This window comes from Desulfobacter latus (assembly GCF_013389365.1).
In the GTDB taxonomy this organism is placed as follows: Bacteria; Desulfobacterota; Desulfobacteria; order Desulfobacterales; family Desulfobacteraceae; genus Desulfobacter; species Desulfobacter latus.
The window spans coordinates 1-19,327 of sequence record NZ_JACADJ010000074.1 but is presented as its reverse complement, the minus strand read 5'-3'; the positions used below and the strand labels follow the sequence as shown (position 1 = coordinate 19,327).

Genomic DNA, 19,327 nt, shown 5'->3' with positions numbered 1-19,327 from the left:
GGATTACAGGGTCTATTTTTTGATACAACTAGTTGTTTTTATATGTATTATTAAGCAATTACAATATTTTTAACATTTACGAATAATCTGCCTACGGTAACCGGGAAAATGGGAATGCGCCCCATTCATTGTTTTTTCTGACAGAAGGAAAGAACAGCATCGTTAGATACAGATACTGCTGGGAAATCCGGTTGTTGAAGACGATAACACGACGCTTCAATGGGAAAACGATTCCAACAGGTCAAAAAAATATATGGATGTTTAAACAAATAAAATGAACGCTCTTTCCAAAGAAGATTATAAACAATTTGATTATATCGTTGTGGGCGCTGGTTTTTTGGGGACCACATTAGCAGAACTGATCAGCCGCATACTGGACCGAAAGGTCCTGGTCATTGACAAAAGGCCCCATATCGGCGGGAACTGCTATTCAGAAATCGACCCCGTAACTGACGTGGAGTGCCATGTATATGGGTCGCATATTTTCCACACAAAAAGCAAAGAGGTCTGGGGCTATATCAGGCGCTTTTCAGCGTTCAACCATTACCGTCACAAAGTATTAACCTGTTTTCAGGATCGTGTTTATCCGATGCCGATCAATCTGGAAACCATTAATAAATTTTACAATATCTGTTTAAAACCGGCTGAAATAGAAAATTTTTTAAAAAAAGAAACCGGCAGGGAAGGCATCCGCAATCCCCAAAATTTTGAAGAAAAAGCTATCAGCCTTGTTGGACGGCGGCTTTACGAGGCGTTCATAAAAGGCTATACGGTTAAACAATGGGGCACATCACCCGTAAATTTGCCGGCCGCCATTCTCAACCGGATACCGGTCCGTACCAACTACAATGACGGGTATTTTGACGACCCGTACCAGGGAATTCCAATCAAAGGCTACACCGCTATTTTTAAAGAGATGCTTCAAAACGAAAACATTACGGTTCAAACCAATACCGATTTCTTTGATATCAGGTCAGACCTGAACCCGGATGCATTGATTCTCTATTCCGGTCCGATTGATCGCTTTTTCAATTTTAAATATGGTGTCCTTGGCTGGCGGACTGTTGAATTTGAAAAACAGTCTCTTCCGGATATGGCAGATTTTCAGGGAACCGCTGTAATGAACTATGCTGATGAAGACATACCTTATACCCGGGCGCATGAATTCAAACATTATCACCCTGAACGAAAGCCTTTAAAAGGTACAACAATTTACAGAGAATTTTCCAAAGGGGTATCAAAAGCGGACGATCCTTATTATCCGATCAATACTGTTGAAGATAAAAAAATGCTGGCCAGATACCTTGAACTGGCTGAGGCAGAGAAACATGTTCTTTTTGGTGGTCGCCTGGGAACATATTCCTATTTGGATATGGATCAAACTATAAAGTCAGCATTGCGGATCTTTGAAATGAAAATTAAAAATCGTTAAGTGATTTTGAAGCCGATCTTTATGTATGGCTTACTGGTATGTCTGTTTTGCCTGCCCATGGAAAAATTGACCCAGAAACCCTTTTAAGAAGCCGAATGCAAACCGTGCCATAAAACGGTGCTTCAATGCCGGAGAGATATACAAGGGCAGCCACCGGATTCCATTTAAAAACAGCAGGCATTTCATGATGCCGGAATATTTTGATGCCGCAAAAGACGCCCCTACCGCACGCGCCTTGTTTGAATTCTCACAAATCAGCGGCGGGTGGTAATAGTTCAGTCCTTCTGCCTTGTGCGCTGTGTGGCCGCCGGCCATGAAGCGAATGGCCAGTTCCACATCCTCCTGGCCGATAAAACCGGCATCAAATCCATTCAGTTTTTCCAGACAGGTTTTCCGGTATGCCATGCATCTGTTGGTGAAAAAATAAGGATCATGGAAGTCATACCGGCCATTGATCAGGCAGTAGGATGCCCGACCGTGTGACATGATGCCGTCGTACTCCGGATGGGTATCAAACAGTTCGGCCAGGGTCTTCAGAAAATAAGGATCCAGGATAACAGTGTCGTCATCAAGAAACAGGCAGATTTCCCCTTTGGCTTTTGATAACCCGTAATTTCTCATGGCCCCCATTTTTCCCCAGCCCCCTTGCGGGGCAAAATAACGGATATCAAGGTCAGGGAACTGACGGACCAGGCCGCCGCCTTTCTCCGATCCCCCCCGGTCTTCGACCAGAACAACTTCAAAATCAGTTTTGGGCATATTCTGGGCGTTGAGATTGTGAAGAATCTGCCCCATCAAATCAAACCGTTGGTAAAAAATGAATACGCAGCTGATTTTTTTATCCGTTTTTGAAAAAGAGCGCAGGTCGCCCTTGGGAGAATCTTTTAAAATGGCTTTTAAGATGACGTCACGCATATCAGGTATCTTTCCGTTATTTTGTCTTATCTAAAATCAATTCTACTTTTCGAATTACATCTTTTGTCCTGATTTCCGCCATGCAGACATTCTGGTTGAGGCAGTGCGGGATGGTCCCAAACCGGCTGCATGGGCTGCACGGCAAGTTCTTGTTAACGACTAGATGGCCATCTCCTTTGGGTGCCCATTTTTGGGAACTGCTTGGACCGAACAGAGATATGGTCGGGACATTGCACAGCATAGCTAAATGAAGAATCCCCGAGTCCGTGCTGATCAGCAGCCTTACCTGTTCAAACAGCCCGGCTGTCTGAGAGATTGACAGTTTACCGCACAAGTTAATCGCCTGTGGTCTGCCGCTGAGGGCGATGATCCTCTGGCATTGTTTTTTTTCTGTTCGCCCCCCCAATAAAACAGGTGTGAATTTGTTTTGAACCAGCCATTCGATGATTTGTGCCCAGTTTTCTTCCGGCCATTTTTTTTCCGAAACAGTTGTTCCGGGGAAAAGGCAGACGCACTCAGATTTTTTTGCCGATATTTTTACTGGCAGGGAATCCTTGAAATATGGCGGATCAATCTTAAATCCTGCCGCAAGGTTGAAAATACCAGAAAAAAGAGAATAAAACAGCTCCGGTTCGTACCGATCCTGATCATAGGGAACGGTCAACGTATACATTTTACCTCTGTCGTTTGTGTCAAACCCGATTTTAACGGGGGCACGGACACACCGGGTAATGACGGCCGACAGTATATAAGACTGCTCGGTATCGATCACTGCATCATATTTTTTTAAGAGCGCATCCACCAAAGATCGGATATTTTGATATGAATATATTTGGCTGATAAATTTTGTATTTTCAAATGCGGACTTGTTCCTCGGTTCGCACAGCACATCTATTTTTACATTTTTTGCAGCAGCGATTTCTTTTAAAACCGGCAGCAGCAAAAGGGCATCCCCAAGGCCCCCGGGCCGGATTACCAAAATAGTTTCCAATTTGCCATTGGACAGATCAACGTTAGCTGTTTTCGGCATAAGTTTTAACAGCCGGGGACCGACTATCCGGTCAATTGTTTTTAATGTGCTGATCAGGGAGTGCATCAGTAATAGATCACAATCGTCAGAAAAAATAAAAAGATTAACGTGGTCCCCAACAGTTGCCGATCACTGAACAACGTGCGTATTGGATCCGAACCGCGGCCCAGGTCTGTCAAATAGATGAATCTGAAAATTCCGTAGGACGCCGGAACAACAGAATACACGACCAACGCGCCATGTTCAACGGCATAAAGGGCGTAGACCACGAGCGTGATGCTTCCGCAGGCCCAGAGCATGCTGTTAAGGTAATTATCCGAATAACCGGCCTGGCTCTTTCTGTGGAGAACGGCGATGTCCGGCCCCAGTTCCTTAAGTTCGTTTACCCGTTTGGCAATTGAAATCATCATGGAAATAAAAAAGACCGTCAGGAACAGCCAGCTTGAAATTGCCACATCAGCGGCAGCGCCCCCCGCCTGTACCCGGACGACAAACCCAATGGCGACGCAAAAAATTTCTAAAATCATGACATTTTTTATATATAAACTGTAGCAGCAGGTAAGGACGGTATACAAAACCAGGTAAAAAATAAGTTGAAGCGGAAGCGGATACAAAGCGATCAGGATACAGATACCAAAAAAAAGGGATCCCGCAAGGAGAATCCCCTGTTTTCCGGATACAGTCCGGGCGGCAAACGGCCGGCTCTTTTTGCTGAAATGGTGGACATCTGTTTTTCTGTCCATCCAGTCATTGAGCAGGTATCCCAGGCTTGAAACCAGGCAGAACAGCACCACGCCGGCACTGACTGTCAGCAGGGTTGATTCAGCGACCCGTCCGGCAAAAAACAGTGGAGAGAACAGCAGCAGGTTTTTAATCCACTGGTAGGGCCGGATCAGGCGGATGATTTCACTGCCAAGGGAGTGGTTAACTTTCTGATTCATAAAATGCGGCAAGGAAACCCCTGAGTCTTTAGCTCAGGGGAGGAATTGCCGCCTTCCTTATAATTAAGATATTAGCCCAGGCACCGGACCTTAGCACGTCGTATTGTAGGAATAGCCGTCAGATGCGTGAAGCAGCCTGCAGTATTTCCAGCTAATGCCCTGTACTGTTTTGTCCACTGTTTTAATGTTAAACGATCCGCTTTTTCTGACAGCGACACGTCCGATGTACGTTCCAACCTTTTTGCCGGAAGTGACAACCGCCTTGACGATGTCGCCCGTCTGAAATCCTTTGACTTTTTTCTCAGTTGACTTTGCTGTTGTCCGGGGGAATCCGAACTTGTTTACCCTGCACATCTGCCTTGAACCATGACCGTCTGCCTTTACAATCAACACGGTTTTGTCGATCTGAAACATCTTTTCAGGTGTGCTTTTGCCTACATAGGCGGCATCGAGCCAATGCGTTTTGTAAAGACCCCTGGTCGTCCGGTTGAATTTTGTCAGACCGCCGGAGCCTGTTTCAACCGGCAGTCCGGTTTCTTTCAAGGTACGGAACAAGTCCCATCGGGTCGTGTTGACGGCGCCCGCATCCTTGAGCGGCACTTTGGACTGCTTTTGAATTCGTTTCAACATTCGCGGTTTCCTTGAAAGGAACAGTTCGAGTGGTTTGTTCCCCTTCTTCCTGTTGCACGCCGTACAGGCCAGTGTCAGATTGCTGACTCTGTTGGAACCGCCTTTCGATTTCGGCACGATATGTTCAATCTCCAATGGGATATCTGTTTTTCCGCAGTAGGCACACGTTCTGTCCCACTTCTCCAGAAGGTATTCCCGCACCTCATAGCCCATGAGTTCCCCCTGCTGATACTCAACACCTGATATTTCGGGATTCTGTATTTTCTGCATGTCAAACCGAACCAACTCCATTGAAATTGCCTGAATATTGCAAAACCGGCACAACCGGTTGACCCAGGTTTCGATATTGTGAACCCGGCTTTTTAATGAAGGCGGTAACCATCCTTTCGCCCTGGTCCGGTTATCAAAGCGCGGTTTTCGGTATCGCGTTTTCCGGTTTCTCCGGGATCTTCTGATGGCTCGTCTTGATTCCAGATTATTTTTGATCTGCCGGCCTCGATGTCTCAGTTCCATGGCAAAAACAATCTCTCCGGTATCGTCGTTAATCACGGCAATTCCGGTCTCTCTACTGCCCGGATCAATCTTGATCCGCAATGGGTTTGATGCCACGTCCAAAACGGTCTCTTTCAAAATGATTGTGAAGGGGAACTGTCTGAAAACTGAGGCTTTCCCTTCTGTTAAAAGCAGTCTTGCTTTTGCCGGATGTACCGGATTCTGAGGCTTTTTGTTTGTATCCAGAACAAATACACTCAATTTTAAAATCCTCTTGTTTCCAAGGTAATGTTTGCCTCGTCAATGTTATGACCGGGTTTGGCGCAAGCAGCACCGGCTTAACCCCTTAAACCTGTTTAACCACTTGCCGTAGAACCTGGAGCTGGCGAGCACCCCAGGGTACCTGTTTCCGATCTAACGTAGTGCTCGAAGCACTTAGACTGGTCAACTTTGGGGCCTTTTCAAGCCCCTCGGTCTTTAGCCGAGGGGTAGTTGACTTAAATACGTCCAATGATTTTAAAATGATAGCACTCGATCATCAAGTTTTTAGGGAATTTGTTCAAATTCAAGGCGGAAACAATTTTTAACCGGAGGAATATACAACATATTTTGAGGATTAAAAATTTTTTCCAACGCCGAAGTTGGGCAAATTAACAAAAACTTGATCATCGAGTAGCAGCCTTTTTAAAATTAGAAAAAGCGATCAAACCTTACCATTTAATACAGTCATTTAAAATATTTTTTGCAAATTCGTTTCAGGTGGGTCATCAATGTCATAAACTTAAGCATTGACTATTTTACCACGAAGAACGCGAAGTTCACGAAGAGGTTCGCGTACTATAAACTTCATGTTCTTCGTGAACTTCGTGGTTTTAATTTGAAGGCATCTTAACTTTATGACATTGGATGGGCCCTGGTTCCATAACAGATGACGAAAAGTGACAAAATTTGGTGATGAATTTCAAAATTTGTAGACAATTTTAGGTTTTTGGCGTTTGGGATCATAAAAGAGAAGTCCGGGAATTTCATATAACTAATCGATATTAGATATCATTTTTTTTATTTTGCTTTTTTCAACCCAACTGGCACCCTTCTTGTAAATTACCTATTCAAACGCCAATGGAACAACAGTTCTATTATTAACACCATAATATTAACACCATAATTTTTTGGAGGTAACACATGACCAACTGGCTAAGAAAAAACAAAAACCAAAAGGGTTTTACCTTGATTGAACTCATGATTGTTATTGCGATCATCGGTATTCTGGCTGCAATTGCCATCCCGCAGTTCTCTAAATACCGGGCAAAATCCTACAATGCTGCGGCTATATCTGATGCAAAGAACTTGAAAACAGATCTAGAAGCTTACTATGCAGAATGGGATTCATACCCGCAGGATTAAGATTCTCGATTTTCTATCACAGTTTAATTAAATTTATAGTATAAACTTATCGATAAGGAGCATAAATAATGAGAAAAACAATAATTACTATAGTCGCTTTTTTTGCAATCTTGGTTTTTTCCAACAGCGCCTATGCAGCAGCTGCGACATGGGCTCAGAGTGGTGCAGGGAAACAAGTTACAATCGGATCAGATGCTAGTACTCAATTGGCATACGATCCTTCTCCGGGTGTACTCATTGAAGGTGCGAGTGACATTGCTGTGTACTGTATTCTTACCGGAAATTCGAAAGCCGGTGCAGATGCCATGGTATACGCCGTTGCTTCCGCCACTGGAGATGTTGGGCAGGATCCAGTAGATTTAAGCGGGACATCACCAGATTTAGGAACTCCGACAACAAATGGCACTATACCCAGTGGCTTTACATCAAAATAAGTACCAGCTTGTAGAAAATTAAGCAAATATAGTACTCCAACTTTGGTATGCTTCAGAACAACATTCTGTATACGAAGCTATTATTGAACTATGCAAAATGCATACTTGGAAAAACCAAAGTTGGAGTACTATGGTAAAAAGAACTGTACATACAACACCCTAAAAGGGTAGATTCCTGAAACAATAGAGAATCTACCCTTTTTTTGTAATTTAACAGGCGTGGTAAAATATGGCGATCATTGATTTGAACAATGTCTCAAAATCCTATGTATCCGGTTTTCTGATGAGAAAAAAAAAGGCGGTTTCAAACATCTCTTTTAAAGTGGGCAACGGTGAAATATTAGGGATCATCGGGGCTAACGGCGCTGGTAAAAGTACCATTATCAAAATGATCCAGGGGTTTATTCGACCGGATAAAGGCGATATTCTAATTGATAATAATAAACCGTTCGATCCTGCTTCCAGAATAAAAATGGGATATCTTCCTGAAAATCCATATTTTTATACAAACCTGACTGCTGTTGAACTGCTGCGGTTCAGTACATCTGCTTCGGGTATGCCAAAACAGTTGGCAGATAAGCGAATTAAAACCCTGCTGGAAACCGTTGATTTATATCCCCATCGAAAACAGCGCCTGAAAACATACTCTAAAGGAATGACCCAGCGTGCCGGCATCTGCTTTGCCCTGGTGCATGACCCCCAGGTCGTTGTCCTGGATGAACCCATGTCAGGCCTGGATCCACTGGGCAGAAAAATGGTGCTTGATCTGATCCTGGATCTTAAGGCCCAGGGAAAGACCATCCTGTTCTGCTCGCATATTCTAAACGATGTCGAACGGGTCTGTGACCGGGTGGCTGTCATGGACAAGGGACACCTCAGAAAGGTTTTTACCCGGGAAGACCTTGGGAATCAGACCATGGAGGAAGTCTTTCTCCATACCATTGAGGAGAGATCCGAATGCTGAATAAAGTCCTGTCGCTATCGATACTGACATTTCTTGAAGGGGTAAGAGACAGGGCCATTTTCGGCATCGGCCTTTTCGCCTTGGCCATGATGTCCGTCACCCTGGTTGTGCTAGGATTTTTCATGAGGGAGTTAGACAAGGTTGCCGTTGATATCAACCTGTCCGCTATTTCACTGGCAGGGCTTCTGGTCACTTTTTTTCTATCCATTAATCTAATGGCTAAGGATATTGACAAACGCACCATTTACTGTGTTATGTCCAAGCCTTTTTCCCGGGCACAGTATGTCTGGGGAAAGTATATCGGAATTTTATTTATTATTTCAACCGCATTTGCGGTGCTGACATTTTGCAGCAGCCTGACAATTGTTATTGCCAAAATGCAGTATACAAACTGGTTTAAAGCGTTTTCCTGGATTGAGTATTTCAAAGCTGTTTATGCTTCTTTTTTAATGTTTGTGGTCCTGAACGCGTTTATCATTTTTTTTTCGTCAATTACCAGCAGTTCTTTTCTCACCTTACTTTTCAGTATCTGCACCTATATTGCCGGGCAGACCATTGAGGAGGTTGTGATTTACTTAAAAAGTGCTAACGGGCAGGAGGCCCAGCTTTCAGAATTCATCCAGAAAATGATTGATATCCTTCAGTATATCCTTCCAAACTTGAGTGTATTTGATCTGAAGGTGCAGGCGTCCCATGCCATCCATCTACCGTTGGATTATCTGCTTGCAATTACAGGCTATGCGGCCATCTATTCGGGAATTCTAATGATCGCCGCGTCCCTGATGTTCAGCAGAAGAGAATTGCCATGATTCTCAAAAAACTTATCCCGTTTTTCTGCCTTGGACTGCTAATCGTATTCTGTCCGATTTATCAAACCGGCCTTGAAGAAAAACGGATGGCCATCCTCAAAGATTCCGGTATGGGATATATTATCCCTTCAGAATTTTCTGCACCGGCTTCCCTTGAATTTAAAGGGATTATATCTGATTTCCTATATTTAAAAATGTCGACTTACCTGGGTGGTAAAATCATTAAAAGAGAAATGATGGACATGTCCCATGCCGATTTTTTTTATGATGCCGCTGATATCATCACCACCCTTGATCCTTTTTTCTGGGATGCCTATCTGATGAGCAGCATGGTTCTGTCTTGGGATTTTCAAAGGCTCGACCTGGCAAACAAGTTATTGAAAAAAGCCATGGAAAATCGAACTTGGGATTACAAGCCGCCTTATTATTTGGGGTTTAATTATCACTATTTTCTGAAAGACAATGCCAACGCATCAAGGTATCTGATGGAAGCGGCAGAGCGTGGCGGCGGGCCGAGTTTCATCCTTCCCCTGGCTACACGGTTATCTGTCTATCAAAGCCAGTTGGCCCCTGCGATCCTGTTGCTTGAAGAACAGTTGAAGACAACCCGGGATCCTTTTATGATAAAGCATTTACACACCCGCCTGAAGGCCATCATTATCCTCGACAAGCTTGAAAAAAAAGTCAAAGAATATAAAGATCGACACGGTAGTTTACCCGAAAAACTGTCTGATTTAAAATCTGATCAATTGATCGAGGATCTGCCGGAAGATCCATATGGCGGAGAATTTTATATTTTACCGAATGGGCGTGTTTTCACGACAAGCAAATTAAGGTTTTTCAATCCTGACAAATGAAATCAGCGACCCGGCCAATAAAAAAAGTCATTTCTAATTATGCTTTTTACCTGTCGTTACTGCTGGTAATGGCTATTTTCCTGCCAGTAAATTATTTTGAATTCATCAACTTTGATGATGTGGATGTTCTGAATAGAATCCATGATCGGTTTGATTCTTTTCAACTGAAAGAACATTTTTTCTTTTCTCATACAAAACAATACTACCGCCCGCTGATAGAATTAATCTGTTATATGGACTATGCATTGTGGGGACAATCTCTTTCTGCGTGGCATATTACGAACTATTTTCTTCACCTTGCCAATGCGGCCCTGGTTTATCTGATTGCAAAACAATGGATGTTGCCGGACAACAATCCAAAAATTTTTGCAACCGTTGCCATGCTTTTCTTTGCCCTTAATCCGATGACCTGTGAATCCGTTGTCTGGATATCGGGCAGGTCTGATCTGGCAGGAACCTTTTTTGCCCTTGCAGCCATATGGGCATATTACCTGAATTCCAGGCTTCGGTATTTCCTTGTTCCAGCAAGTGTACTGGCCGGCATGTTTTGTAAAGAAAACGCGATAGCGGTTATCCCGATTATCATAATTATTGATGCTGTCAGACAGGCAAAATGCCGGGACAATTATACGGATGTAATAAAAAGTGTAATAAAGTGGTCGATTCTGACAGCAATCCCATTTCTTATCTATTTTTTCTTTCGAACAAATGGATTTGAACATTATTTTTACGCGTCTGAAAAAGCAAAAACGATCGTCATGCCTCACACGCTGCCCAAAAATTCGGCCCCGGATTTACTTTCAACAAAAATATTCGGCGTCTACAGTGTCGGTGAACTGCTTTTTCTTTTTCCGGTGATTGGATTTTACATAAAAAAACTTATTATTCCTTTTCCGTTAAATTTTGCGATTGTCAATATTCATACCATTGTTTATTCGGTATTCTTTTCTTTGCTATGCCTGATTAATTTAATTTTCGCCTGTTATCGAAAATGGACACTACCGGTATTTTTTATAATTTTGATCCTATCTTTCTCTCCCTCTTTACTGGTTGCTTTAGATAAAGTGGCATGGGTGCCCATGGCCGAAAGATACCTCTATTTTTCTCTGACTGTGATGAGTATCGGAATAGCTATGCTATTTCAATGGATGTATCAATACAAGAACATTCACCCTAAAATAATAATCACCACATTAATCATTTTTTTATCGGTTAATACTATTTCCACTTTTTACAGGCAATTTGACTTTAAAGATGACAGATCAATATGGCGTGTCACATTAAAAAATAATCCGGAAAACAGCATGGTGTTGTGTCTGTATGGGCAATCATTGGAGGGCAAGGAAAAAGAAAAGGCGTTTGAAAAAGCGGTCTCCAACCCGGAACCGTTTAAATGGCGGGACAAAGCAACGCTTACGCTCGCAGGAATTAAAATGGCGGACGGCAAATACCACGAAGCAATGCAATTAATTGACCACGCTTTGACAATTAAAAAAAATTATGAAAATTACTATCACGCAGCCACAATAATTTATGAATCCGACATTGAGGATGCTGCCTTTGAATTAGAACGGATTGACCTTGCTTTAGGATATTTTCAAGAAGCCTATAAAAAAAGAAAAACTGCTGACTCAATTTATAAAATTGCAACGATTTTAAAAAGATTAGGCAAGCACACGGAAGCAAGAATTAAATTTCAAGAATTAATTAAGCGCCATCCTAAAAGCGAATACGCTAAGTATTCGGAAAAACATCTTCGTTGGTTATAATTCAATGAAAATTTTCTTCATGCACGTCATGTTCTTCATGGTAAAATAAAAGGGCGGGGTAAATTAGGTACGCACCCAAAGAAAGGGACAGTGATTGTTCCCATCAAAGATGTTTGGGTTTATCCTCTGGATCCGAATTTCAGGGTTCTACTCAAATCAACCTAAAAATTACTCACCTGAATCTTTACAAAATTTTGATGAATTTCGGGGAAATCATGAGTTGGAACACGCCTATTGATGGAGAGTTCTATGTCGATCATTCTAATATTTCTTCAACTGGCAGTAATTGTTTGCCATGACGAATAATTAGAGCGGAATACACGCCATTTTTTTGCAAAATTCAATATGTATCGTTGAAAGGATATCCTGTTTTACTGTAGCAAGATGTTTTATCAAAATAGATCGATGCAGCGTAAAACTTTTTGGAAAGATCACTTTGGATTCTTTTTTTAAAAAACCTTCCGCCAAATCATTTGCTCCCAACAGAAAACCTTCGTTTTTCAGATTACTTGTCAAAGGAAGGCAGACACAATCTTCTCCATATTCACGCAAAACAATGACCGGCCTTATTTTATACTCGGAAAGATCTGTAAAATAAATTTTAGCCAGATAAATTCTGCCTACCATTTTGAATAATCCTCGTCATCTTCAGGAAAACAAGCAGAAGATTGTCCAATCTTTCCAACCATATCAATGTCTGATGATTCCCAGAAAGAGATATGATCATTTGGTTTTGGCACCGGCATAACGATAACTTCAACTTCTTCATAATCGAACCCTTCCGGGAGCATCAGAGAAAGTTGACGATTATGAATTTTTACGACTTGCCTTACTGTGATGGTTGTTGTCATGGTATGCTTTCCCAAACTATTTAGCAAATATGAATATCGTCCGGAAACCCGACTCGCCTCGCTACAAAGAGTTCTGTATTCATTTGTCCAAAAATTAACATTTGGATCACTTAATGTCAATTTTTCCATTGCCTGGATAATTTTCATCCGCCAGTACCGGCAAGACTTTTCTATTTGTCATTTTCAAAATAGATCATCAAGTTCAGATCTGAGCGCTTTTTGCGCGTCCGATTCCCCATGCACCAGTCGAATGTCGCCAGGCGGTTCCGGCATGGATTTTACCCAGTCGCAAAGGGTTTGCTGGTCGGCATGGGCGGAGTAGCCCGACAGACGGTGAATGGCGGCTTTGGCCGGGTGCGGCCTTCCACAATGGCCCGGCCCAGGGTGCCTTTGGCCTGATATCCCACAAAGAACAGGTCGTTTTTCGGGTCGTCCAGGCCGTGTTTCAGGTGGTTGACAATGCGGCCGCCCGTGCACATGCCGGATCCGGCGATGATGACGGCCGGGCCGGTGAGGTGCAGCAGGCGCCGGTGGTCCTGAAACTTTTCCACGGCATACAGGTGCTTGAACCGTAGGGGGTGGTCCCCGGCGGCTTTCAGGGCTTTGGCTTCCCTGTCCCAGCAGTCGTCCATGGCCTGGTACATCCGGGTGATCCGGATGCCCAGCGGGGAGTCGATAAACACCGGCACCCCGGGAAGGATAGATAATTTAGATTATCTTAGATTTTTCAGGACGGTAAAGGTGATGCCGTGTGTCAGATCGCGTCTGAGCACAACATAATGTTTGTAATCATTGGCCCATTCAATGTAATCTTCAGAATCTTCCAATTGCCCATTTATAAAACTATTAAAGAATTCTTCCGATGTCATTTTATATTGTGATTCATAACTGCTGAGATGCTTCGCTATAGCAACAAGCGCATCTATGGATGAATCATACTCAATTCTCTGTTTTTTTCATTTTTCATAAAATGCGGCAAGGAAACCCCTGAGTCTTTAGCTCAGGGGAGGAATTGCCGTCCTCCTTATAATTAAGATAGTAGCCCAGGCACCGGACCTTAGCACGTCGTATTGTAGGAATAACCGTCAGATGCATGAAGCAGCCTGCAATATTTCCAGCTAATGCCCTGTACTGTTTTGTCCACTGTTTTAATGTTAAACGAACCGCTTTTTCTGACAGCGACACGCCCGGTGTACGTTCCGACCTTTTTGCCGGAAGTGACAACCGCCTTGACGATGTCGCCCGTCTGAAACCCTTTGACTTTTTTCTCAGTTGACTTTGCTGTTGTCCGGGGGAATCCGAACTTGTTTACCCTGCACATCTGCCTTGAGCCATGACCGTCTGCCTTTACAATCAACACGGCCTTATCGATCTGAAACATCTTTTCAGGTGTGCTTTTCCCGACACAGGCGGCATCGAGCCAATGCGTTTTGTGAAGTCCCCTGGTCGTCCGGTTGAATTTTGTCAGACCGCCGGAGCCTGTTTCAACCGGCAGTCCGGTTTTTTTCAAGGTACGGAACAAGTCCCATCGGGTCGTGTTGACGGCGCCCGCATCCTTGAGCGGCACTTTGGACTGCTTTTGAATTCGCTTCAAGAGTCGCGGTTTCCTTGAAAGGAACTGTTCTAGGGGCTTGTTCCCCTTCTTCCTGTTGCACGCCGTACAGGCCAGTGTCAGATTGCTGACTCTGTTGGAACCGCCTTTCGATCTCGGCACGATATGTTCAATCTCCAATGGGATATCTGTTTTTCCGCAATAGGCACACGTTCTGTCCCATTTTTCCAAAAGGTATTCCCGTACCTCATAACCCATGAGTTCCCCCTGCTGATACGCGACACCGGATATTTCGGGATTCTGTATTTTCTGCATGTCAAACCGAACCAACTCCATTGAAATTGCCTGAATATTGCAAAACCGGCACAACCGGTTGACCCAGGTTTCGATATTGTGAACCCGGCTTTTTAATGAAGGCGGCAGCCATCCTTCCGCCCTGGTCCGGTTATCAAAGCGCGGTTTTCGGTATCGCGTTTTCCGGTTTCTCCGGGATCTTCTGATGGCTCGTCTTGATTCCAGATTATTTTTGATCTGTTGGCCTCGATGTCTCAGTTCCATGGCAAAAATAATCTCTCCGGAATCGTCGTTAATCACGGCAATTCCGGTCTCTCTACTGCCCGGATCAATCTTGATCCGCAATGGGTTTGATGCCACGTCCAAAACGGTCTCTTTCAAAATGATCGTGAAGGGGAACTGTCTGAAAACCGCGGCTTTTCCTTCTGTCAAAAGCAGTCTTGCCTTTGCCGGATGTACCGGATTCTGCGGCTTTTTGTTTGTATCCAGAACAAATACGTTCAATTTAAAAATCCTCTTGTTTCCAAGGTAATGTTTGCCGCGTCAATGTTATGACCGGGTTTGGCGCAAGCAGCACCGGCTTAACCCCTTAAACCTGTTTAACCACTTACCGTAGAACCTGGAGCTGGCGAGCACCCCAGGGTACCTGTTTCCGATCTAACGTAGTACTCGAAGCACTTAGACTGGTCAACTTTGGGGCTTTTTCAAGCCCCTCGGTCTTTAGCCGAGGGGTAGTTGACGATTTCCCACATGATAAATGAGCAGAATATGCCCGTCTCCAAGATCTTTAGTGGACGTCAAAGACACTTCTAAATCCAGGTCAAGCGGGGGGGCAAATAAGGACAGGCCCGAGCCGAACAGCCGGGGCACCAAGGTCAGGTGTATCTGGGTGATCAGGTTTTCCCGGATAAATAACGTATTGACGGTAGCACCGCCAACTAAAGCCACGCTGGTGTACCCCTTACGCTCAAGGTCTTCAAGAATCCCGGCCGGCGGCAGATCCGTAAATATCAGGTTATCCTGATCACTTTGCCTGGATTTATCCCGGGTCATGACGACATTCAGGCGGCCCGGCAAGGGTCTGCCAATGCTGTCATAGGTGTTTGATCCCATGATCATGACACCTGCCTTTTTGGTCACTTCCACATAATATTTTTTATCAGCTTTACCGGTCCAGTCCACAACCTGGCTGGAATTTTTTGCAATGATACCGTCCACGGTTGAGGCCATCAGCAAAATGACTTCCATAGAATTCTCCTGTCCAGAGATGAAAACAGGACAGACAGACACCGTCATAGATCCGGCTGTTGCTGTCTGTCCTGTTTGACATTAAAAGCAGATCGAATATTTATACCAGGCCTTCAAAAAAATCATTACCCTTATCATCAACAATGATAAACGCAGGGAAATTTTCCACCGTGATCATCCACACGGCTTCCATGCCCAGTTCTTCATATTCAACCAGCTCGACCTTTTTAATAAAGTCTTTACCCAGACGTGCAGCCGGACCACCAGGGGAACCCAGATAAAAACCACCATAGGTCTTGCAGGCATCCGTAACGACCTGGGACCGGTTGCCCTTGGCCAGCATGATCATGGAACCACCTTCTTTCTGGAAAATAGGTACATAGGGATCCATGCGGCCGGCGGTGGTGGGCCCGAATGATCCTGAGGCTTCGCCTTCGGGCGTTTTCGCAGGACCGGCATAATAGATGATGTGGTTTTTAGTGTACTCGGGCAGTCCTTCTCCCGCTTCAAGCCGTTCCATGAACTTGGCATGGGCAATGTCTCTGGCCACAATAATTTTTCCACTCAAAGACAGACGGGTGGATACCGGATATTTGGTCAGTTCAGCCCGGATTTCATCCATGGGGCGGTTCAGGTCAATCTCAACAGCGGGTGCCATTTCAGGTTCGCTGGCCGGCAGATATTCCGCCGGATTTTCAACCAGCTGTTCCAGGAACACTCCGTCCCGGGTGATTTTACCCTTGATCTGACGGTCGGCAGAACAGGAAACGCCAATGCCGATGGGACAGGAAGCGCCGTGGCGGGGCAGCCTTATGATCCGAAGATCCAAGGCAAAATATTTGCCGCCGAACTGTGCTCCAAGACCTAAGTCCCTGGACCGATCCAGAACCTTTTGCTCAAGCTCAATATCCCTGAACGCATGACCGGTTTCGCTGCCCTTGGTAGGCAGGGTGTCCAGATATTTGGCTGATGCCAGTTTTACCACCTTGAGATTGAGTTCCGCAGAGGTCCCGCCAATCGCAAATGCGATGTGATAGGGGGGACAGGCAGCTGTACCCAGATGCTTCATTTCCTTGAGCATGAAGTCAATCAGGCCTTCTTCGGTATTGAGTACGGCCTTGGTCATCTGGAACAGGGCGCTTTTATTGGCAGATCCGCCGCCTTTGGCCATGAACAGGAAGTTGTATTCATCGCCCTGAACCGCAGCGAGATCCACCTGAGCCGGCAGATTGTTTTTGGTATTCACTTCATCATACATGGTGAGCGGCGCATTCTGGGAATACCGCAAATTGTTTTGTGTATAGGCTTCAAAGGCACCTTTGGACAATTCGCGCTCATCCTCGGACCAGGTCCAGACCTGCTGACCCTTTTTGCCCATAATGATGGCGGTGCCGGTGTCCTGACACATGGGATAGACTTTTTCAGCTGAAATAACAGCATTTTTCAAAAGCTCCAGGGCCACATAACGGTCATTGTCAGAACTTTCAGGGTCATCAATCACGGCCCGCACCTGCTCCAGATGTTCGGCCCGGTACAGATGGGCCACGTCTTTAAACGCGGCATTGGCCAGCAGAGTCAATGCAACGGGCTCTACCATGACCACATCCTTGCCCTCAAATTCCCGGACCCGGACATGGTCCTTGGTCAACAGGCGGTATTGGGTTTTTGTATCCTTTTCTAACGGAAACATGGGTGCATAGTTAAATTCCATTCGTTTTTCCCTCTTTGTAGTTTTTCCCTCTTTTAGAAGATCTGACAAGCAACAGGTCTTAGATCTCTGCTGCCTGCCGCCATTGTTTGAAATATTTAATATAAAAGTCCGGCCCAATTGTCCATTTTTCTTTTATATTTTTCCTGTATTCCTATTTAACTAAGGCCATCCTGCGTCTCAAGAATGCAATCTGACTCTGAAGCGGCAGGTTCTTGGGGCAGTGGTCCTCGCAGCCCAGAAGGGTCATGCAGCCGAATATCCCATCGTCATCACCGACGATCTCGTAAAATTCTTCATTTGTTTTTTCTTGAAGTTTTAACACTGATAGGCCACAATAACCACAACTCATTTCCAATTTAACGGGTAATTTTGAAAAAACAAACCAACTATTTAGATGACCTGCTGAAAAAACAAGTCTCCGAGGTCTCCGGCCTGAACCCCCGACATCAGACCTCAATAAACAACAAATTAACAGCTTATTATATTAAGTTCTTTTTACATAATCAATATGGAAACCCGACAACCCAGATATCTATTTAACCGAAACGAATTTGCAGGTGCCATGGGGGATCTTGGCACCATCCTGCCCATAGCCCTTGGCATGATCCTGGTCAACGGCCTGGATCCTGTGGGACTGTTTTTCTCCATGGGCATCTTCTACATTGCCGGCGGTGTATATTACGGCATCACCGTGCCGGTACAACCCATGAAGGTGATCGGCACCTATGCCATTGCCACCGCGATGACAGCTTCCCAGATCCAGGCATCGGCATTGCTCATGTTTCTCTGCCTTGTGATCATCGGCGCTACAGGGACCATGGACAAATTCGGGAAATACATCCCGCGCGCTGTTATCCGGGGCATCCAGTTGTCCACAGGACTGATGCTCATGGTCAAGGGGATAAAGATAATCCTGGGCAAAGTCCTGATTGCAGGGGCGGATCAGGGTGCTGAACCCTACCTTACGATTCAGTCCGCAGGGTTTATCCCCATCCCCCTTATCATCGGCATGTGCGGAATAATTATTACCCTGGTCTTTTTAAACAATAAAAAACTGCCGGCCGCACTAATCGTAATTGGTTTAGGTCTGTTCATCGGCCTGATTCTGGGCACAAAACAGGGATTTGACACCCTTAAACCAGGCCTGTATTTTCCCCATCTTTGGCCCCATGGATTTCCTGCTCCGCCAGACTTTACCTTTGCCCTGTTTGCCGTGGTTCTCCCCCAGCTACCCATGACGCTGGGCAATGCCGTAGTTGCCCAGGCCGATCTGTCAAAGGATTATTTTGGGGATAATGCCAAAAAAATGACCTACACGGCATTATGCTTTTCCATGGCTGCCGGTAATCTTTTAAGTTTTATGTTCGGCGGTATGCCCATGTGCCACGGCGCCGGCGGCCTTGCCGCCCACTACCGGTTCGGCGCCAAAACCGCCGGGTCAAATCTGATCATCGGCGGGATCATGGCAGGCCTTGCCCTGATTCTGGGTGCGGGGTTTATTTATGTGCTTTTTCTGATCCCCATATCCATCCTCGGCGTGCTGCTGATATTTGCCGGAAGCCAGTTGGCTTTGACCATCAGCGACATGCACACCAGAAATGAATTGTTTGTCATTGTGACCATTGTCGCGTTAACCCTTGCCGCCAACCTGGCCATAGGTACTATTTTCGGAATTATTCTGGCATACGGAATCAAACGCATCCAAATTTAATCCGCAATACATTGAGGAAAAAAGCGTCAACTACCCCTCGGCTAAAGACCGAGGGGCTTGAAAAGGCCCCAAAGTTGACCAGTCTAAGTGCTTCGAGTACTACGTTAGATCGGAAATAGGTACCCTGGGGTGCTCGCCAGCTCCAGGTTCTACGGCAAGTGGTTAAACAGGTTTAAGGGGTTAAGCCGGTGCTGCTTGCGCTAAACCCGGTCATAACATTGACGCGGCAAACATTACCTTGGAAACAAGAGGACTTTAAAATTGAGCGTATTTGTTCTGGATA

The 19,327-nt window shown here is 44.9% G+C and carries 23 protein-coding genes; 8 read left to right on the top strand and 15 right to left on the bottom strand.

The window, feature by feature from the left end:
• The first annotated feature begins 274 nt into the window (after nt 1-274).
• Nucleotides 275-1,432 carry a UDP-galactopyranose mutase gene (gene glf / locus HXW94_RS15825; protein WP_178367868.1) on the top strand — a complete coding sequence of 386 codons (1,158 nt, stop codon included), beginning with the start codon at nt 275-277 and terminating at the stop codon, nt 1,430-1,432.
• Between the two features lie 30 nt (nt 1,433-1,462).
• On the opposite strand, the gene HXW94_RS15820 is transcribed toward glf, so the two are convergent.
• The 4 genes from HXW94_RS15820 to iscB (HXW94_RS15805) all read right to left on the bottom strand — a co-directional run bounded on the left by HXW94_RS15820 (nt 1,463) and on the right by iscB (HXW94_RS15805) (nt 5,701).
• Entirely contained in the window at nt 1,463-2,347 is an 885-nt protein-coding gene (locus HXW94_RS15820; RefSeq protein ID WP_178367867.1) for a glycosyltransferase family 2 protein, read from the bottom strand.
• 16 nt (nt 2,348-2,363) lie between these two features.
• Nucleotides 2,364-3,443, bottom strand: a complete 1,080-nt coding sequence (locus HXW94_RS15815) for a glycosyltransferase family 9 protein (RefSeq protein WP_218576762.1) — start codon at nt 3,441-3,443, stop codon at nt 2,364-2,366.
• Nucleotides 3,443-4,330: a UbiA prenyltransferase family protein gene (locus HXW94_RS15810; protein WP_178367865.1), complete on the bottom strand. Its 888-nt coding sequence runs from the start codon at nt 4,328-4,330 to the stop codon at nt 3,443-3,445. Before HXW94_RS15810 ends, HXW94_RS15815 begins: the two co-directional genes overlap by 1 nt.
• A gap of 78 nt (nt 4,331-4,408) precedes the next feature.
• Nucleotides 4,409-5,701 carry an RNA-guided endonuclease IscB gene (iscB, locus tag HXW94_RS15805; protein ID WP_178367864.1) on the bottom strand — a complete coding sequence of 431 codons (1,293 nt, stop codon included), beginning with the start codon at nt 5,699-5,701 and terminating at the stop codon, nt 4,409-4,411.
• Nucleotides 5,702-6,622: 921 nt separating this feature from the next.
• Between iscB (HXW94_RS15805) and HXW94_RS19920 the strand changes: the two genes are divergently transcribed.
• The 5 genes from HXW94_RS19920 (at nt 6,623) to HXW94_RS15780 (ending at nt 9,908) form a co-directional block, all read left to right on the top strand.
• Nucleotides 6,623-6,844 (top strand): type IV pilin protein, encoded by a 222-nt coding sequence (locus HXW94_RS19920; protein WP_178367863.1) that lies wholly within the window; start codon nt 6,623-6,625, stop codon nt 6,842-6,844.
• 68 nt (nt 6,845-6,912) lie between these two features.
• Entirely contained in the window at nt 6,913-7,278 is a 366-nt protein-coding gene (locus HXW94_RS15795; RefSeq protein WP_178367862.1) for a hypothetical protein, read from the top strand.
• 229 nt (nt 7,279-7,507) lie between these two features.
• Nucleotides 7,508-8,242 (top strand): ABC transporter ATP-binding protein, encoded by a 735-nt coding sequence (locus HXW94_RS15790; RefSeq protein ID WP_178367861.1) that lies wholly within the window; start codon nt 7,508-7,510, stop codon nt 8,240-8,242.
• Nucleotides 8,236-9,051: an ABC transporter permease subunit gene (locus tag HXW94_RS15785; RefSeq protein ID WP_178367860.1), complete on the top strand. Its 816-nt coding sequence runs from the start codon at nt 8,236-8,238 to the stop codon at nt 9,049-9,051. Before HXW94_RS15790 ends, HXW94_RS15785 begins: the two co-directional genes overlap by 7 nt.
• The gene (locus tag HXW94_RS15780) at nt 9,048-9,908 is read left to right on the top strand and encodes a hypothetical protein (RefSeq protein WP_178367859.1); all 861 of its coding nucleotides are present in this window, start codon (nt 9,048-9,050) and stop codon (nt 9,906-9,908) included. The genes HXW94_RS15785 and HXW94_RS15780 overlap by 4 nt, the downstream gene beginning before the upstream one ends.
• Before the next feature lie 56 nt (nt 9,909-9,964).
• Here the strand turns inward: HXW94_RS15780 and HXW94_RS19915 are convergent, their stop codons facing one another.
• Nucleotides 9,965-10,099: a hypothetical protein gene (locus HXW94_RS19915; protein ID WP_281357854.1), complete on the bottom strand. Its 135-nt coding sequence runs from the start codon at nt 10,097-10,099 to the stop codon at nt 9,965-9,967.
• A gap of 125 nt (nt 10,100-10,224) precedes the next feature.
• A complete protein-coding gene (locus HXW94_RS15775; RefSeq protein WP_178367858.1) occupies nt 10,225-10,386 on the bottom strand; it encodes a hypothetical protein in 162 nt (53 codons plus the stop codon).
• Nucleotides 10,387-10,450: 64 nt separating this feature from the next.
• Between HXW94_RS15775 and HXW94_RS15770 the strand changes: the two genes are divergently transcribed.
• Nucleotides 10,451-11,677: a tetratricopeptide repeat protein gene (locus HXW94_RS15770; protein WP_178367857.1), complete on the top strand. Its 1,227-nt coding sequence runs from the start codon at nt 10,451-10,453 to the stop codon at nt 11,675-11,677.
• Between the two features lie 306 nt (nt 11,678-11,983).
• Here the strand turns inward: HXW94_RS15770 and HXW94_RS15765 are convergent, their stop codons facing one another.
• The 9 genes from HXW94_RS15765 to HXW94_RS15730 form a co-directional block, all read right to left on the bottom strand.
• Entirely contained in the window at nt 11,984-12,304 is a 321-nt protein-coding gene (locus HXW94_RS15765) for a type II toxin-antitoxin system PemK/MazF family toxin (protein ID WP_178367856.1), read from the bottom strand.
• A complete protein-coding gene (locus HXW94_RS15760) occupies nt 12,298-12,528 on the bottom strand; it encodes a hypothetical protein (RefSeq protein ID WP_178367855.1) in 231 nt (76 codons plus the stop codon). The genes HXW94_RS15765 and HXW94_RS15760 overlap by 7 nt, the downstream gene beginning before the upstream one ends.
• A 183-nt stretch (nt 12,529-12,711) precedes the next feature.
• The gene (locus HXW94_RS19585; RefSeq protein WP_246294124.1) at nt 12,712-12,858 is read right to left on the bottom strand and encodes an MBL fold metallo-hydrolase RNA specificity domain-containing protein; all 147 of its coding nucleotides are present in this window, start codon (nt 12,856-12,858) and stop codon (nt 12,712-12,714) included.
• Nucleotides 12,807-13,211, bottom strand: a complete 405-nt coding sequence (locus HXW94_RS15755; protein WP_343054661.1) for a hypothetical protein — start codon at nt 13,209-13,211, stop codon at nt 12,807-12,809. The genes HXW94_RS19585 and HXW94_RS15755 overlap by 52 nt, the downstream gene beginning before the upstream one ends.
• Nucleotides 13,212-13,241: 30 nt before the next feature.
• Nucleotides 13,242-13,472, bottom strand: coding sequence for an antitoxin TumA (gene tumA / locus HXW94_RS20165; RefSeq protein WP_178367869.1), 231 nt, complete (start codon nt 13,470-13,472; stop codon nt 13,242-13,244).
• A gap of 113 nt (nt 13,473-13,585) precedes the next feature.
• Complete coding sequence (gene iscB / locus HXW94_RS15745) at nt 13,586-14,878, bottom strand: RNA-guided endonuclease IscB (protein WP_178367854.1); 1,293 nt, start codon at nt 14,876-14,878, stop codon at nt 13,586-13,588.
• A gap of 216 nt (nt 14,879-15,094) precedes the next feature.
• Nucleotides 15,095-15,622 (bottom strand): dihydrofolate reductase family protein, encoded by a 528-nt coding sequence (locus HXW94_RS15740; protein WP_178367853.1) that lies wholly within the window; start codon nt 15,620-15,622, stop codon nt 15,095-15,097.
• Nucleotides 15,623-15,722: 100 nt separating this feature from the next.
• On the bottom strand, nt 15,723-17,333 hold the full coding sequence (locus tag HXW94_RS15735) for a fumarate hydratase (protein WP_178367852.1): 1,611 nt from the start codon (nt 17,331-17,333) through the stop codon (nt 15,723-15,725).
• A 151-nt stretch (nt 17,334-17,484) separates the two neighbouring features.
• Nucleotides 17,485-17,655: a hypothetical protein gene (locus HXW94_RS15730; protein ID WP_246294120.1), complete on the bottom strand. Its 171-nt coding sequence runs from the start codon at nt 17,653-17,655 to the stop codon at nt 17,485-17,487.
• Nucleotides 17,656-17,841: 186 nt separating this feature from the next.
• Between HXW94_RS15730 and HXW94_RS15725 the strand changes: the two genes are divergently transcribed.
• On the top strand, nt 17,842-19,044 hold the full coding sequence (locus tag HXW94_RS15725; RefSeq protein ID WP_178367851.1) for a putative sulfate/molybdate transporter: 1,203 nt from the start codon (nt 17,842-17,844) through the stop codon (nt 19,042-19,044).
• Nucleotides 19,045-19,327: the final 283 nt, after the last annotated feature.